At 51.2% G+C, this 17,381-nt stretch carries 11 protein-coding genes; 9 read left to right on the plus strand and 2 right to left on the minus strand.

Features of this window, described 5'->3' with window-relative positions:
* Positions 1–31: 31 nt before the first annotated feature.
* Complete coding sequence (locus ACS5NO_RS09155; protein WP_439414856.1) at positions 32–1,504, minus strand: mandelate racemase/muconate lactonizing enzyme family protein; 1,473 nt, start codon at positions 1,502–1,504, stop codon at positions 32–34.
* 276 nt (positions 1,505–1,780) lie between these two features.
* Between ACS5NO_RS09155 and ACS5NO_RS09160 the strand changes: the two genes are divergently transcribed.
* From ACS5NO_RS09160 to ACS5NO_RS09185, 6 genes are all read left to right on the plus strand, one after another.
* Positions 1,781–2,713, plus strand: a complete 933-nt coding sequence (locus ACS5NO_RS09160; RefSeq protein WP_439414857.1) for an RraA family protein — start codon at positions 1,781–1,783, stop codon at positions 2,711–2,713.
* A gap of 266 nt (positions 2,714–2,979) precedes the next feature.
* Positions 2,980–3,912 (plus strand): RraA family protein, encoded by a 933-nt coding sequence (locus ACS5NO_RS09165; RefSeq protein ID WP_439414858.1) that lies wholly within the window; start codon positions 2,980–2,982, stop codon positions 3,910–3,912.
* Positions 3,913–4,101: 189 nt separating this feature from the next.
* Positions 4,102–4,947 carry a DUF6597 domain-containing transcriptional factor gene (locus ACS5NO_RS09170; RefSeq protein WP_439414859.1) on the plus strand — a complete coding sequence of 282 codons (846 nt, stop codon included), beginning with the start codon at positions 4,102–4,104 and terminating at the stop codon, positions 4,945–4,947.
* A 128-nt stretch (positions 4,948–5,075) separates the two neighbouring features.
* A complete protein-coding gene (locus ACS5NO_RS09175; protein WP_439414860.1) occupies positions 5,076–5,669 on the plus strand; it encodes a c-type cytochrome in 594 nt (197 codons plus the stop codon).
* A gap of 55 nt (positions 5,670–5,724) precedes the next feature.
* On the plus strand, positions 5,725–6,345 hold the full coding sequence (locus tag ACS5NO_RS09180) for a YceI family protein (RefSeq protein WP_439414861.1): 621 nt from the start codon (positions 5,725–5,727) through the stop codon (positions 6,343–6,345).
* 48 nt (positions 6,346–6,393) lie between these two features.
* Positions 6,394–6,855 (plus strand): regulatory protein RecX, encoded by a 462-nt coding sequence (locus ACS5NO_RS09185; RefSeq protein ID WP_439414862.1) that lies wholly within the window; start codon positions 6,394–6,396, stop codon positions 6,853–6,855.
* Between the two features lie 191 nt (positions 6,856–7,046).
* Here the strand turns inward: ACS5NO_RS09185 and ACS5NO_RS09190 are convergent, their stop codons facing one another.
* Positions 7,047–8,036 (minus strand): ribonucleotide-diphosphate reductase subunit beta, encoded by a 990-nt coding sequence (locus ACS5NO_RS09190; RefSeq protein ID WP_439414863.1) that lies wholly within the window; start codon positions 8,034–8,036, stop codon positions 7,047–7,049.
* Between the two features lie 300 nt (positions 8,037–8,336).
* Between ACS5NO_RS09190 and ACS5NO_RS09195 the strand changes: the two genes are divergently transcribed.
* The 3 genes from ACS5NO_RS09195 to ACS5NO_RS09205 all read left to right on the plus strand — a co-directional run bounded on the left by ACS5NO_RS09195 (position 8,337) and on the right by ACS5NO_RS09205 (position 17,234).
* A complete protein-coding gene (locus tag ACS5NO_RS09195; protein ID WP_439414864.1) occupies positions 8,337–9,101 on the plus strand; it encodes a glycosyltransferase family 2 protein in 765 nt (254 codons plus the stop codon).
* 509 nt (positions 9,102–9,610) lie between these two features.
* Positions 9,611–16,825, plus strand: coding sequence for an RHS repeat domain-containing protein (locus ACS5NO_RS09200; protein WP_439414865.1), 7,215 nt, complete (start codon positions 9,611–9,613; stop codon positions 16,823–16,825).
* Positions 16,815–17,234, plus strand: coding sequence for a DUF6960 family protein (locus ACS5NO_RS09205; protein ID WP_439414866.1), 420 nt, complete (start codon positions 16,815–16,817; stop codon positions 17,232–17,234). The genes ACS5NO_RS09200 and ACS5NO_RS09205 overlap by 11 nt, the downstream gene beginning before the upstream one ends.
* The last annotated feature ends 147 nt before the right edge of the window (positions 17,235–17,381 follow it).

Raw genomic sequence — 17,381 nt, forward strand, 5'->3', positions numbered from 1 at the left:
CAGCCAACTCTTCACTCTTCACTCTTCACTCTTAACTCCAATCCCGGTCCGACGAATCGCGGGTGTTCCAGCTATCGGTGGGGGCAAACCAGGTTGCGCCTTTCCGGAGGAATTTCTTGGCAACTTCTTCGTTGAGCTCAACGCCCAGACCCGGTTTGTCGGGTACTTTCACGAAGCCTTTCTCAACGATTGGTTTAATCCCGGTTACAATGTCTTCCCAGCCGTCCACATCGACGCCGTGGTGTTCCAGCGCGACGAAGTTCTCGGTCGCAGCCGCGCAATGGATATTGGCCATCATGCAGATCGGCGAACCGGCAAAGTGCATGGCCATCGGAATCCCGGCTTCTTCGGCGTAATCTCCGATTTTTTTCGTCTCCAGCAAACCGCCCGATGAAGCCAGATCCGGGTGAATCATGTCGATGGCTTTGGCATCGATGAGCTTGATAAACTCTTCCTTGGCGAAAATATCTTCACCGGTCAATGTTGGCGTTTCGATGGCATCCGAGATTTGTTTCCACTGATCGGTATAGAACCAGGGCACCAGATCTTCGAGCCACGCCAGCCGGAACGGTTCCATGGCTTTGCCAATCTGAATGGCGGTGTTAACGTCAAAGTGTCCGAAATGGTCGGCGGAAAGTGGCGTGTCGTAGCCCACAATGTCCCGGACCTTGCTAACGTGCAGCGCCAGCGCGTCGATGCCTTTTTTCGTCACCTGAATGCGGGTAAACGGGTGTTTGGTCTGCGCATAATTGCCCATTAGCCCCGGTTTGGCATCATTCCATTGTTGCTTGACATTCCAGTTCTTCGTACCGACCAGCATACCCGGCGTATCGGCCAGCATTCCGATGCCGAAGTCCATCTTCAGAAACGTATAGCCCTGATCCCGGCGCCGGACCATATGTTTGGCAAATTCGTCGTAATCCTTGCCTTCGGGCGTATCGGCGTAGAGCCGGATGTAATCCCGGTATTTACCGCCCAGCAACTGATAGGCCGGCACGTTATAGGCTTTGCCTGCCAGATCCCACAGGGCCATTTCGACCCCGCAGACGCCCCCGGCTGCCCGGCCATGATTCCCAAATTGCTTGATTTGTTTGAAGATCTGCTCGACATTGCACGGGTTTTTTCCCAGAATGCGGCTTTTCAGCATGAGCGCGTAATTGGCACTGGCACCGTCGCGCACTTCACCCCAGCCCACCAGGCCCTGGTTGGTATCGATCCGGATGATGGGGCTCGAAAAAGGAACGCCCTGCAAAACCGCAATGCGCATGTCGGTGATCTTGAGATCCGACGGTTTCGATTCGCGCTTTACTTTCTGGGTGATAAACTCCAGTTCGCGCTCCGGTCTTCCGTCGAACAACATTCCCATCGACAGACCGCCCAGAGCCGAGTTGCGCAGAAAACCACGCCGGTCGACGCCGGAAGACGGACCTACCAGACGGGGTTCGGCGGCTGTCGGTGCCGGGTACTTCTTCAATAAATCAAGTAAGTGTTGAATTTTTTTCATGCGTTTAACTGGATTTAGGTAATACTATTTCATTCAATCGGTCTTCACATAGAAAAGCAAACTTCAGTCTGGATATAATTCAATTTATTGAGAAAGTTAATGAAAAACCTCATTTTTCCGTTTTGGTGGCCTATTTTTTTACACCAGCCGCCTGGGTCAGTATTTTACCCAACCTCCTGTCTTTATGAGTAGACCTTTTTGACTTTTCTAATTCCTTAATCTTTCCGGGTGCAGCATCTGCGTGCAGTTTTGCTGACCGGCAACCCTTAAAAAGCGATGATAAAGAGAACACTTGTAGTACTGGCAATGGCCCTTTCGGGAAGTCTGACGGCCCAGGCCCAGCGGGTTGGCTCATCGGTTGAGCAGGTTACCGCCTTAACGTCGAACTGGAAAGGAACCCGTCTGCCCGATGGCCGGCCCAATGTGCCGGATCTGGTTCTGGAGCGGCTGCAAAACTGTACGCTGGAGCAAATCTGGGGCTATCTGGGGAACAAAGGCTACCGTAATCAGGTCGAGAAAAACTGGGTCATTCTCAAACCCGGTGAAACCATGACCGGGCGGGTGGTTACGGCGCAGTTTATGCCAACCCGGCCCGACCTCGACAGCCTGGTGAGGAAGCAGGGCAAAGCCGAAGGGCGGTCGCAAAAAGGCGGTATCAACATCTGGCCGATCGATATTCTGACCAAAGGCGATGTGTATGTGGCCGACGGCTACGGAAAAATTAAAGATGGGACGCTGATTGGCTCTAGCCTCGGCAACGCGATCTACGGCAAAACCGGGAAGGGTGTCATTTTCTACGGGTCGGTTCGGGATATGCAGGAATTAAAAGACACCAAGGGGTTCAACGCCTGGGTGAAAGGGCACGATCCGTCATACATCAAAGACATGACCCCGACGTCCATTAATGCGCCGATTCGCGTCGGTGAGGTGACGGTTTTTCCGGGCGATGTCGTGTTTGCGAACGAATACGGCGTGGTGTTCATTCCGGCGCACCTGGTCGAAGGGCTGGTGTCGGCTTCGGAGATGACGGCCTTGCGGGATGAATTTGAACGTGTACTTTTGCAGCAGGGAAAATACCCCTCGGGCGAGATTCACGGCGACTGGTCGGCCAAGATCAAAGATGAATTCAGAGCCTGGGTGGGCAAATACCCTAAAAAACTGGCGATTACCCAGAAAGATATCGACGCCTATCTGGCGAAAGAACATTGAAAAGAAAGGAAATAATAAATGTTAAATGAGTAATATTAAATATTAGGACTTTCGCTTTCTGCCCCTAAATCCCCTAAAGGGGACTTGGACGCGGCTTAATCTGGATGTTAAAAGTCCCCTTTAGGGGATTTAGGGGCAGAAAGCGAAAGTGTGATTGAATTATCAGACGTAAGTCCTAAATGTAAAAGTAGTTTTCAATCCAGCACTTTTACATTTAATATTACTCATTTAACATTTGATATTGTTTATAGATTAATTGATCCCGTATGAAATCCAGAGTTACCGTTTTAGCTTCGTTGCTTGCCCTCGTATCTATCGCGCATTCGTTGGTTGCCCAAACCATTCCGAAGGAAGAATTGACGTTTTTGACGTCGGAGTGGAAGGGGGAACGGTTTCCCGACGGGCGTCCTAAAATTCCGGATGCGCTCGTGGAACGGGCTAAAAAAATCGGAATCGACGATGCCTGGACGGTTTTGAAAAACGAAGGCTACACGAACCAGTTTGAGGGTGGCTGGAAATTCATCCACGACGACGTGATTGTCGTGGGCCGGGCCGTAACGGCGATGTTTATGCCCAGCCGACCGGATGTGGAGAAAAACATCAAGGAGCGCGGAACCACCAAACAGGGTCGCAAGGGAAATACCAACACCTGGCCCATTGAAACGCTGACGAAGGGTGATGTGTACGTGGCCGACGGCTTTGGGAAAATCGGCGGAGGAACGCTCGTGGGAGCGACGTTGGGGAACGCCATTTTTAGTAAAACCGGCAACGGCGTCGTCTTCAACGGAGCCGCCCGCGATTTGCAGGAATTGCAGAACATCAAAGGATTTAATGCCTTTGTGCGGGATTTCCACCCTTCGTTTCTGGAAGAAATGGTTTTGATGGGACTCAACACACCGATTCGGATGGGTGGCACGATGGTGTTGCCGGGCGATCTGGTGATTGCCCAGCGCGAAGGCATTTTGTTCGTACCGGCGCACATGGCCGAGCAGGTGATTGTCACCTGCGAATTTGTGACCCGTAAAGATCAGTTTGGCTTCGAAATGGTGAAATCAAACCGCTACACCACCGGCCAGATCGACAGCCAGTGGACCGACGAGATTAAGACGGAATTCCTGAAATGGCTGGGGCAACATCCCGAGCTGGGCACCATGACCCGGCCGGAGCTGGACAAAGTCATGAGCAAACGAACCTGGTAAATTGTTATTTCAATCGATACGTACGATGGCCGGATATTTCTTCGGCCATTTTTTTGCCCGTCGGGCTCGAAAGAAAAATACAGTCAGGTGTGTGACCGGTTGCGAAAATGTCGCATTTTTTCAATACAGGAACCGATTGGGGCTTTACTTTTACGGCACAATTCGCAACAACACTACGATTGAACAGGAATGAATACATGGTATCAGGAATTTAAACCGTCGGCTGCGCTGCAACCTTTCGTTGAATGTTACTGGCTGCATCATTTTGAAACCAGCGGTAACGAAGAGTCGCCCCTGCAACGTTGCCTGCCTTTCGGAACGCTGGAATTGATCATGCACCTGGACGATAACCGCGCTTATGCGTTGTTTGATAACCAGTGGCACAAGCTCCCGCAGGCGTTTTTTGCGGGGCTTTATCAGGATGCCGTGCAGTGGAAGTCGGTGGGGACTACCCGTAAATTCGGTATTCAGCTCAAACCGGAGAGCCTGCCGCAACTGTTCAATGTACCGGGTGCATCGCTGTTCAATAATTTCACGGATCTGGAAAGTCTCTTCGGAAAACGCATGAACCGCCTGGTCGACAGCGTCTACGGTTTGCCGGATATCCAGGCGGTGGTCAGCGCAGCGGAGACGTTTCTGCTGGCGCAACTCCGGAATCTGAAAGCCGAACGCAACTACGTGTTCGAAGCCACCCGGCTGATCCGGAAAGCAAAAGGAAACCTCTCGATCGAGGACCTGAGCACGCATTTATACGTGAGCAAGCGGCAGTTGGAACGCAGTTTTAAAGACCAATACGGCACCACGCCCAAGACGTACCAGCGGATCATTCGCTTCCGGAATGCCTACGAGTCGTTCCAGCAGGAAACGACGCTCCCCAACTGGCTGGATGTTTCGCATACGTTTGGCTATTCGGACCAGGCCCATTTTATCCGGGAATTCAGACTGTTTACCAATGACGCCCCGACGATGGTGTTTAATGACCAGGGCCACTATTATCGGGTTCCGGGTCGGCAACTGATCCGGACCCATGCCTAAGGCATCTGATTCCGGTTTTTGATAAACGCTGCCGGTTTTATTCTTCCATTTTTTTACCGTTTCAATGACGGTCTGCCGGATTTCCGGCAGACTACTGGAATCTTTTTTTTACTACAATTAAACACACCATGAGATGGATTTATCTGGCGGCTACAGCCGCCATCGGGCTTGCCTGTGCCTTTACCCAACCGCATAACGCCCCCCAACCGGAATTCAGTCCGGTTCTGGTACCCAAAAAACCAACCCAGGGCGAGCTGGTCAAACGGGGCGAATACCTGGTGACGATTATGGGTTGTGCGGATTGCCACGCGCCCAAGAAAATGACACCCCGAGGCCCCGCACCCGATCCGGACCGCTTTCTGTCCGGTTACAACAGCGCTCAGCCGCTGGGTTCGTACGACAAAAATCTGGTTAAGTCGGGTCAATGGGTGCTGTTCAATGGGCAGAATACGGCTTTCATCGGCCCCTGGGGCGTGTCGTTTGCGGCCAACTTAACGCCGGATGCCACCGGGATCGGCAACTGGTCGGAGGAACAGTTCAACAAAGCCATGCGGCAGGGGAAATTTAAAGGGCTGGACAGCGGCCGACCCTTGCTGCCGCCAATGCCGTGGCCGAACTATGCCGGGATGACCGACGCGGACATGAAGGCGGTTTTTGCCTATCTGAAATCGCTGAAACCGGTTTCCAATGCCGTCCCTGCCCCGATTCCGCCCGCGCCCTGAGTTCGGCAACACGCCATTTTGCATCTATTTTTTTAGTCAAAACAACGAATACACCATGAAAAAAGTACGCTTATTTTGCGCCATTGCCTTGTCGTCTTTTCTGTTGAATTGCACAAAAGACCATTTAGATCCTTCGCAGGAGCAGTACCAGCTTGACGAAAAAACGTCCGTCGCCGTGTGGAAAGGCAGTCTGCGAACCGGTTATTTTGAAGAAGGCTCCATTGCCGTGACGAGCGATGCCCTGACGGTGAAAGACGGGAAAGTAACCGGCGGCTCGTTCACGATTCCGGTTTCGTCCATCGTCAGCACCAGTTTGCCGGACACGCTCAAGCCGGTGCTGGTCCATCACCTCCAGAGTACCGATTTCTTCAACATGGCGTTGCATCCGTCGATTACGTACACCATCACCAGTCTGGAACCTTATACGGGTGGAGAAGGCGTGGCCGGGGCAAACTACCGGGTGAATGGCAGTCTGACGATGCTGGGTAAGACCCATCCGGTGAACTTTCCTGCGAAAATTGCCTTGAAAGACAATCAGTTGGCCGTGGAAGCCACGTTCAAGGTGGACCGCACCCAGTGGGGCATGACGTATAGCGCGGACCCCGCTTTACCCGATGCGCAATACATTCTGCCCGAAATCGCTATCCACTTAAAACTCGCCGGGAACAAACACTAAGGGCCAGGATGTTCTTTTGTCTCTACGCTTACGTCTTTATTCCCAAAAATGACCGACCAAACAAAAGACATTCTGCGCCGGGCGGCCTCGTTTTGCGCCTATCAGGAACGAACCCAGCGGGAAGTTCGCGAACGACTTGGTGAGTGGGAGGTTTTCGGCGATGAGGCCGAGGAGATGATTGCGTGGCTGATCGAACAGAATTACCTGAACGAAGAGCGGTTTGCCAAAACGTTTGCGGGCAGTAAGTTCCGGGTGAAACGCTGGGGGCGGCACAAAATCCGGCAACACCTCAAGCAACGCGGCATTACCGGTTACAACCTCGAACAGGCTATGAAGGAAATTGAACCCGACGATTACCGCCAGACGCTGGTCGATTTACTCGAAAAAAAGAAGCGCAGTCTCCAAGGTGAAAGTCCGCTGGTGATGAAACAGAAACTGGTCCGCTACGCCATCAGCAAAGGCTACGAAAGTGAGATGGTGTGGGCGGTTATTGGGGAGAGTAAAGAGTAAAAAGAGAGTAAAGAGTAAAAAGAGAGTAAAGAGTAAAAAGAGAATAAAGAGTAAAGACAAGAGAATAAAGACGTTCTGAGCATTTCATTCGTCTTTACTCTCTTGTCTTTACTCTTTATTCTCTTGTCTTTAATCTTTATTCAGTTGAGTTGGCAACCCCGACACTACCGACAGGCCAATGACAGGTCGGTTTAAAAATCAGCGTCGAAGGTAATTTTCTGATCTTCTTTTTCTTTGGTAGACGACATGACACCGGCTTTCTGGTATTCGCCGACGCGTTTCTCAAAGAAGTTGGTTTTGCCCTGTAGCGAAATCATGTCCATGAAATCGAACGGATTCGTGGAGTTATACACCTTCTGTAAACCCAGCGACACCAGCAGGTGATCGGCCACAAATTCGATGTATTGCTTCATCAACTCGGCGTTCATCCCGATGAGCGAAACCGGCAGTGATTCACTGACGAACTCCTGCTCGATGCTGACCGCATCCTGAATCATGGCGTATACCTCCGATTCCGGCAGTTTATTCTTGATGTGTTCCGTATAGAGCATGCAGGCAAAGTCGCGGTGCAAGCCTTCATCGCGCGAAATCAACTCGTTCGAGAACGATAAACCGGGCATCAGACCCCGTTTTTTCAACCAGAAAATGGAACAGAACGAACCGGAGAAGAAGATGCCTTCCACGGCCGCAAACGCCAGCAGCCGCTCCACAAACGAACCGTTTTCGATCCAGCGCATGGCCCAGTCGGCTTTCCGTTTCACGCAGGGAATGGTATCGACCGCCCGTAGCATCTTGTCTTTTTCGACCGGGTTTTTGATGTACGTATCGATCAGCAGCGAATAGGTTTCCGAGTGGATGTTTTCCATCATAATCTGGAAACCGTAGAAGCATTTGGCTTCGGCATATTGCACCTGCGACAGAAAACCGACCGCCAGATTTTCGTTGACAATCCCGTCTGAAGCGGCAAAAAAGGCCAGGACGTTGGAGATAAAATGCCGCTCGCCGTCGTTCAGATTTTCCCAGTCGCGCTGGTCCTGCGAGAGGTCAATTTCCTCCGCCGTCCAGAACGATGCTTCGTGCTGCTTATACATTCTCCAGATGTCGTGGTGTCGGATCGGGAAAAGAACGAAGCGGAGTGGATCATCTTGCAAGATCGGTTCGAGTGCTTCAGGTTGAGCCATGATTCTTATAGACTTAGTGGTATGTGTAACGATTAATAAACTGAAAAGCGGGCTAACAAAGTTATCGCATTGGCGGAGGAATACAACTTAAAAGTTGATGGGTGAAAGTAGCCCGGTAGCCGCTTTCTGAATAACTCCATAGCTATCAAATAGTTGTTGGGTGGGCAAAAAAATAACTTCTTAGAAATCTGCTAAAATTTGATTTTTGCATTGAAAGCCAGTCATTTGTAGTCCCATCTCGATTCTAGTGTTTTTATGTCCGAGTTGCCATTGCCTGGCTCACCGCCGGTGAGTGCTGTTATGATTACTTTTAACTCCGCCCGCATTCTGCCGGCGGTTCTGCGTGCCTTAAGCTGGTGTGACGAGATTGTCGTGGTCGATTCGGGCAGCACCGATCAAACCCTTCCCCTGGCGCAGCAGTTCGGTTGCCGCGTTCTCCACCGGGATTTCGACGGTTTCGGTTTACAAAAAGGATTTGCCGTCAACCAGGCCCGTAATCCCTGGGTGCTGGTGGTCGATGCCGACGAAGTTGTGAGCGACGAACTCCGTTCCGAAATCCAGCTTCGGTTGGCGGAAGTAGCCTCCGGTCAACGCCATTTCCACGGTTTTGAAGTCCCGATTTCGCTGGTCTTTCTCGACCGGCTGATGCGGTTTGGCGGAGAATACAAAATGCCCCACCTGCGGCTTTTCGACAAACGGTTTGGCAACTACAACACCGCCCGGGTTCACGAAGACGTGATACTGACCGGGCCAGTCGGCAAACTGACGCACCACATGTTGCACGACAGCTACGGTAGCCTGCACGAATACTTCGAGAAATTTAACCGCTACACCACCGCCGGAGCCCGCGATTTGCTGAGTCGGGGCAAACGCGGTTCCATTGCCCAGATCATTTTCCGGCTCCCGATCACCTTCGTAAAAGCGTATGTGATTAAACGGAATTTCCTGAACGGCTATCCCGGTTTTATCTGGTCGTTGTTTTCGGCGATGTATCCGGTGGTGAAATATGCGAAGCTGCGGGAGTTACGGAGTAGAAAGAACCCCAAAGCAGAGCGACCGGCGTGAGGATCGTAAACGACATTTACGCCTTTTCGCTTCAAAAAGTCACTTGTTGTTTGTCCGTTAAATAGGTCGGTAACATAAAAAAGTGACATTTAGCAATTCTGTCGTTGCCAGACAAAAATAAGTTGGTTTCTGTGAAATGCTATCTCATCTTGCGTGCCATTCACCGGGCAATTCCGGGTGGAAGCCATTTTAAGTATCGCATTTTATACTGACTATACCTCCTCTATTTTCGTATGGGAAAACGCTATACTTCATTTTTACAGTTTATTGTATTTGTAATTGTTTGTACATATAATTGTTTTGGGGTATCTTTTAATAATCCGGAAGAATTGCCTGATGGTAGTAAGCGGACGCCAAAAACTAAAGTAGGTACGTATGGGCCAATAAACCGGTTCTCTAAGGCTGTATCGGCCCCGTCTGACAATCCAGCCTCATCAGGATTAAAACGGCCGGAATTGATTCCGGCGCGGCCTTTCCGGCTGAGCCCCGTACGATCCCTGAAAAACAGTGTGGATCCGGTTCGGTTTATCCTGACCGCCAATAAAACGACGATCACCGTTGGGGAAGAAATTGAGCTAACCATCCGGGCGGAGTTGCTCGATATTCCACCCAGTCTGCTATTCTTTTTTGAGGATCAGAAATCGTTTTCCCTCAAGATGCTGCTGCCCGACGGATTTGAAATAACGGGTGGAACCTATACCGACTTCATTGGTGCGACGCTTGATCTGCAATCCAAACCTGCTGTCGAGTATACGGTTAAAGGGAAGTTTGCCCGGTACTCACCGGAACCTTTTACGCTTCTGAGAGGGCCTAAAGAAGTAAGTACACAAAGCCTTTTTGAGAAAAAAGTGGAATTGGTGCTGGCTCTCCAGCCTGTCTGTACCCTTGAGGCCAGTCAGGTTCGGGTCTATGAGCCGGTGGCGGGGGTCTTAGTGATCGAGGTGCCGGAAAATCCGACCAGTTATGTATACAGCCTGGATAACATCACGTTTTATCCGACCAATTTCTTTCCCAGGCATTCTACCAAAAACGGCACAGTCTACATTCGGGAAAAACAGAATGCTGCTTGTGTGGTTGCCGTCAATTATTCTTTTGCCCCATCAAAACCCATCAAAGGCGCAACCCCACTGGGGGTTGGGGCGACACCACTATCCGATTCGCCTTGCGATGATCCAAGTGCCAAGCCCATCGTAACGGATGCAGGGGGCGTGTTGACTGTGTATAACTGTTTGGGAACACCCCTTTGGCTTCGGGAAGGAATTTACCTAAGTCCAACGCTGGGACAAAACACGATCATTGCCTGTAATAGTGGTGGGAATGGAACCTATACGGTTAGTTGCAATACCGGTTCTGGCGGGTGTGCAGATCAATCCAGCGATCCGGTTTATGTTTCGAGTTGTGTTACCGGTCCAGGCGGACCCGGAGGTCCGGGTGGACCTGGTGGACCCGGTACTTGTACGAATACCCAACCTCAGTGGGAGGATGTAGGAGCGACTGTATGTGTAGGAACGCGATTAGACAAATTACAAGAAGATAAAAATAGCTGTTCACCGACTTTTGGTCAGCAGCAATGGGTATTGGTTGATCCTTGCGGATGCAATAGTTCGGCTAGCTGGCAGGATACCGGAAATACACGTTGTAACCCTGATTGGCCAGAGTGGCTGGAAAAAGAGCAAGTAGATGTTAACGGCTGTTCAACTACAAGTGGGCAGATACAATGGGTAACTACAAATTTTTGCGGTTGCTATTCGGGACCACGTTGGATGCCAAATGGCCAAACTCGTTGTAATAATGGTATTGTTGAACGGGAAGAGCGGGACGAAAGTTTTTGCTCTCCATCGTCGAGTAATTTCCGTTGGACAGCAACAGGCCAATGTTGCGACAGCCAGCCAAGATGGGAAACAACGGGTGCCATTCGTTGTGATGCTTCAACAGGCTATCAGGAACAGCGGGAGGAACGGGATAATGCTGGTTGTTCGCCAACCTCGGGTCAGCTTCGCTGGATAACGACCGGCCAAACCTGTCCATCTCCGCCGGATTGGCAGAGAACGGGCGTATTCCGGTGCGACGCTTCCACGAATTATCAACAAGAGCACGAAGAACGGGACATTGCCCAAGGATCACCGACGTATGATCAAACCCGCTGGATTCCGACCGGGCAGAGTTGTATACCGGGAGCTAATTGGCAAAATACTGGAAATCTACGATGCGATGGCTCTACAAATTATCAACAGGAGCGGGAAGAGCGGGACGTTGCCCAGGGTTCTCCCTCATTTGATCAAACGCGCTGGATTCCAACCGGCCAGAGTTGCATACCCAATGCTAGCTGGCAAGGAACAGGCACATTCCGATGCGATGGCTCCACGAATTATCAACAGGAACAGGAGGAACGCGATGTGGCTCAAGGTTCTTCTACTTTTGACCAAACGCGCTGGGTTCCAACCGGTCAAACCTGTGTGCCCGGCGCGGACTGGCAAGGCACAGGTGTATTCCGTTGCGACGCTTCGACCAATTATCAACAGGAACGCGAGGAGCGGGATGTCGCCCAAGGCTCACCGACCTACGATCAAACCCGATGGATCGGGACGGGGCAAACTTGTACGCCCGGCGCGGATTGGCAGGGAACGGGCAATTTCCGTTGCGACGCTTCGACCAATTATCGACAGGAACGCGAGGAGCGGGATGTCGCCCAGGGCTCACCGACCTACGATCAAACCCGATGGATCGGGACGGGGCAAACTTGTACGCCCGGCGCGGATTGGCAGGGAACGGGGGCATTCCGGTGCAACGCTTCGACCAATTATCAGCAGGAGCGCGAAGAACGGGATGTCGCTCAGGGTTCGTCCACGTACGATCAAACGCGTTGGATTCAAACGGGTCAGACCTGTACACCCGGCGCGGACTGGCAGGGAACGGGTGTATTCCGTTGCGATGGCTCCACAAATTATCAGCAGGAGCGCGAGGAGCGGGACGTCGCCCAGGGTTCTCCCTCATTTGATCAAACGCGTTGGGTGCAGACCGGTCAGACCTGTACGCCCGGTTCTAACTGGCAAGGAACGGGCGCGTTCCGTTGCGACGCTTCGACCAATTATCAACAGGAACGCGAGGAGCGGGATGTCGCCCAGGGCTCACCGACCTACGATCAAACCCGATGGATCGGGACGGGCCAGACTTGTACGCCCGGCGCGGACTGGCAGGGAACGGGCAATTTCCGTTGCGACGCTTCGACCAATTATCGACAGGAACGCGAGGAACGGGATGTCGCCCAGGGCTCACCGACCTACGATCAAACCCGATGGATCGGGACGGGCCAGACTTGTACGCACGGCGCGGATTGGCAAGGAACGGGCGCATTCCGTTGTGACGCTTCGACCAATTATCAACAAGAACAAGAAGAACGGGACGTCGCCCAGGGTTCATCCACGTACGATCAAACGCGTTGGGTGCAGACCGGTCAGACCTGTACACCCGGCGCGGACTGGCAGGGAACGGGTGTATTCCGTTGCGATGGCTCCACAAATTATCAGCAGGAGCGCGAAGAACGGGATGTCGCTCAAGGTTCTTCTACTTTTGATCAAACGCGTTGGATTCCCACCGGTCAGACCTGTACGCCCGGTGCAGACTGGCAGGGAACGGGCAATTTTCGGTGTGACGGCTCCACGAATTACCAACAGGAACGCGAGGAACGAGACGTCGCTCAGGGTTCGTCCACGTACGATCATATCCGGTGGATTCAAACGGGGCAAACGTGTACGCCCGGCGCAGACTGGCAGGGAACGGGGGCTTTCCGCTGTGACGCTTTGACCAATTATCAGCAAGAACGCGAGGAACGGGATGTCGCCCAGGGATCACCGACTTATGACCAGACGCGTTGGGTGCAGACCGGTCAGACCTGCACACCCGGTTCCAACTGGCAAGAGACCGGGAATCTCCGTTGTGATGCTTCGACCAATTATCAGCAAGAGCGCGAGGAGCGCGACATCGCTCAAGGCTCGTCCACGTATGATCAAACGCGTTGGGTTCAAACTGGACAGACCTGTACGCCCGGCGCGGATTGGCAAGGCACGGGCGTATTCCGCTGTGACGCTTCGACCAATTATCAGCAAGAACGCGAGGAACGGGATGTTGCTCAGGGCTCTTCTACATATGATCAAACCCGGTGGATTCAAACGGGCCAGACCTGTACGCCTGGCGCGGATTGGCAGGGAACGGGGGCGTTCCGGTGCGATGGTTCAACGAATTATCAACAGGAGCGCGAAGAGCGGGATGTCGCTCAGGGCTCACCGACCTACGATCAAACCCGATGGATTCCTACCGGTCAGAGTTGTACACCGGGTGCAGACTGGCAGGGAACGGGCGCATTTCGTTGCGATGCGTCAACGAATTATCTCCAAGAACGCGAGGAGAAAGATATCGCTACTGGGTCATCGACGTATAATCAAACTCGTTGGACTCAGACCGGTCAGACCTGCACCCCTGGAGGCAACTGGCAAACAACCGGTAACGTCCGTTGTAACCCTACCGCCAACCGCCTGGAACGCGAGGAGAGGGACATGGCAACGGGTTCAGCGACGTATAACGAGACCCGGTGGATCCTCACCACCGATTGTTGTCCGATGAGTGCCCCGACAGTCAGTGCAATGCCTGCCGCAATCTCCGGCCCCCAGACCGTTACGCTGACGGCGTCAGGTTGTGCTTTTCAGGTGGAATGGTCCGGGCCGGGCGGCCCCTCAACGGGGGTTGTCTTGATGGTAACGCTATCCCAAACCACCACCTTCACGGCTCGCTGCATCGACAACAATTGCCAAAGCCCTGGTGCTTCGGTGACCGTGCAACGGATTACGGTTCCGGCCCCCATCATCCGCACCAACGGGACCGCCTTGTGTCAGGGCGATACATTGCAATTGGATGCGGACGGCTGTGAAGGACTGGTGCGGTGGTCGAACGGGATGACGGGCAACCGCATCCGGTTTGTGCCAACGGCCACAACGACCTACTCGGCGACCTGCGTGGTGAGCAATGTGGCCAGTGAGGCTTCCAATGCCATCGGGATTTTGGTACAAGCCGCGCCCACCGGTGCCAGTGCCACGACCGGCCAAACCCCCTACACCACGGGTCAAACCATCAGCCTGAGCGCGACGGCTGCGGGGGCCACCCGCTACGAATGGAGCGGTCCGGGCGATTTTACGGCTACGGGGCAGTCGGTGAACCGCCCGAATGCGAGCGTGGACATGGGTGGTTCGTACACGGTTCGAGCGTATAGCGGAGCCGCCTGTCCGGCCGTAGCTTCCGTTCCGGTGACGGTACAACCGTCGTTGACTTGCACACTGGCGTTCGATGGCGAACCGCTGGCGGATTGCGACTTTTCGGCGGCTGACACCACGCGCCGGGGCCGGATTACGGTGAAAACAAAGAACGCCAATGCCAGCGGGCAGCTACAGATTGCACTCTACCAGCCGGTGGTGAACGGTGGCCAAACGAGCTACCAACTGACGTCGATTTTGCCCAACAGCCCGGCGGTATTTACGGGTTTGAAAGAGGGGACGTACCGGATCGATGCCTACGAAGTAACGGGGATCGACACCTGCCGGGCGGGAAGCCGACTGGTGACGGTCGACTGTGACACGACGGTTTCGGGCTGCAACATCCGCATCAAGGCCGTCGATAGTCAGGGCAAGGAAACCGATGTGTTGCCGCGGGTAGGCGGGGTTTTGCAACCGCTGACGCTGTCGGTACAACACCTGGAAGGGGCTTTTTTGGCGGGGTATACCTACCAGTGGACGCGTACGGCGGGAACGGGTGCAGCCGTCAGCCTGGGCACCACGCCGACGCTCTCGGCGACGGCGATTGGGGAATATGCGGTGAAGCTGATGAGTGGGACGGACACCTGTACGGCCTACCTGACGGTTCGCAGCAAACCGTGTACGCCCCGCACGCACACGTATGCCTGTGGCACGACGCCCGCCATTCCGATGCCCGACAATGGCAGCCGATTGAGCAACCTGGCTCCGGGCGACACGATCCGGGCGGCTGATTTCGACATCATCGTGACGGAAATGTTGGGTGGCGGTTCGGCAGGCTGGAATGGGGTGGGGTATACGGAGATTCCGTATTTGCAGGGCTCGCGGATTGCCATTGAGTTGACCGGGGTGGTGGTTAATGACTGCTATGAGTTGGTGGGAGGGACGGCGGTGTCGGCTTATGATCCGAGTTGGGGTGGTATACAGGATGTAGATCAGGCATTTAGAGCCGCTGATGCATTTTATGCTTTACTTAAACAAAGGTTTGATACTTTTTCTGGCAAATTAGAAAGTGTCAATAAACTCTTAGACAATCCTTTGGCGAATTCAGCCGCTATTCGGGATACTCTGGTAGCAGCACAAGCAGAATTGGATTCTCTATTGGCGCAAGTATCCTGTTTAACCGAAGTAGAGAAGAATGATCTTTTGGCTAAGTACAATCAGTTGAAAGCCATTGGAACAACTCCTTCTGGTGGAAGATTATTGGCCAAAGCCCAGGAAGCAGACTGGAAAGCTGTGGGAAACCAGCTCTCGGCTGGATTCGATGCCGCTAAGAGCTGTACGGTTAATCAGATCGATATTGTACTCGCGGTCATCCAGCAACTTCGCCAAAATACGGAATTTGGTGCGGCCCGATCTCATGCCACTACTTTTAAGTTAAGTGGTGATGGACGATGTGCCCAGATGTTCACGGAAGGATTCCTGAATGAATTGTTAGCTCAGATTGATGTTAAATCATTAGCAGAGGAAATTCAGAAAGCGTTAACGGATAATATTCGTCAGATTATTTTAGGTGAACATAAATACCAGGATTTACTAGATTGTTTCTCTCCAAAATTTGCCGTCACAGGGGATTTATCTAATTTACAAAGTTGTTCAGATGCCATCAAATTAGTCTTAACAGACTTGGTAGGAGGTTCAGCAACCCTGTACAATCAAGCCAAAGACTTTGCGGCAAAAGTTTATGATTGCCAATGCCTTGGGAATAATTCACCTCCTAACAATGAAGCCGATGATTGTGCGTATAGTACCGGAAAACTAACGGCCTTTACACTTTTGGTTTTAGCTCCAGTAGCAAGTAAATTTACAAAAGCAGCCAACATTTTCTCAAAAAGGGGCATTAGCGTCACAAAGAGTTCCTTAAATGAAGTTGCTCCAAAAATACAAAATGGATCATCTGTATTACGGGCAGAAGCAGCCAAAGAAGTACTTCTATTTAAAGTAGATGAAACTTTCAGATTAGCAGATGAAGCGTCAGGAGTTTTGCAAGCGGGGGAATATAGAAAGAATCCTACTGCTACCAGAGTAGAGGAATTGGATATAACACCATCAGGAATCCTCAAAGCAAAAAACAGATTAGATCCTAATGCCACTACGACCTCAGCATTAAACGGTTCCGAATATATGTATGTAATCGATCCATCTGATAACTTGATTATAGGGACAAGAGCAAAAGGATTTGATTTCTCAGTACCGGATGGTCGAGCTCCTCATCCAACGTTACTAGGAGGAGCGAATCCTAAAGTTAGAACTGCTGGTATAATTGAGTTTAGAGGAGGGAAAATTTACAAAGTAAATAATATATCTGGACATTTTAAACCAACTAATAGTTCTTTAAAAATAGCAGAGGAGGTGTTTAGGAGAAAATTTCAGACTAATAGTTTTTCAAACGATTTTCAAGGATTTGTGCCATATGGACATTAAAGAATATATTGGTGAATGGGTTTCATGTAAAACTCTTTACTATAAAGATGTAAATATTCAAATTTCTAGATTGGACTTAGTACATTCTTTAGATGTAGAATTTGTAAGAACCAATAGAACTGCTACAATATTTAAATGCGTTGGAATTACAAAAGATGATTTTATAATACTCAAAGCAAAAAAAATCACAATTCGAGTGAAAATTGATGCAATTGATCGTGTTTTTCCTCGTAGTAAATTTGATTTTAAAGATAGAGTATTTGAAAAAGAAAGGCCAAGTATTGTAGGTGAGATTGATGATATTATATGGCACCAAAAAGATGGTGAATTTAAATATTTTATTAGTATTAATGGAAAATTAAAATCTAAACGATACGGACCGAATGAATTAGGAAGATTGGAAACATAAAGCCTTTATTGAGTGAGGAAAAATGATTATTGTGAGAGTTTATTAAATTTATTTATATTTTAATGAATTGTGTAAACTAGTTTTTATATTTTAAGGTTTTGTATTTTTACAAAACCTTAAAATATAAAAATATAAATTTCTAATTAA

The sequence above is a fragment of the Larkinella fluvii genome, assembly GCF_051857545.1.
Classification (GTDB): domain Bacteria; phylum Bacteroidota; class Bacteroidia; order Cytophagales; family Spirosomataceae; genus Larkinella.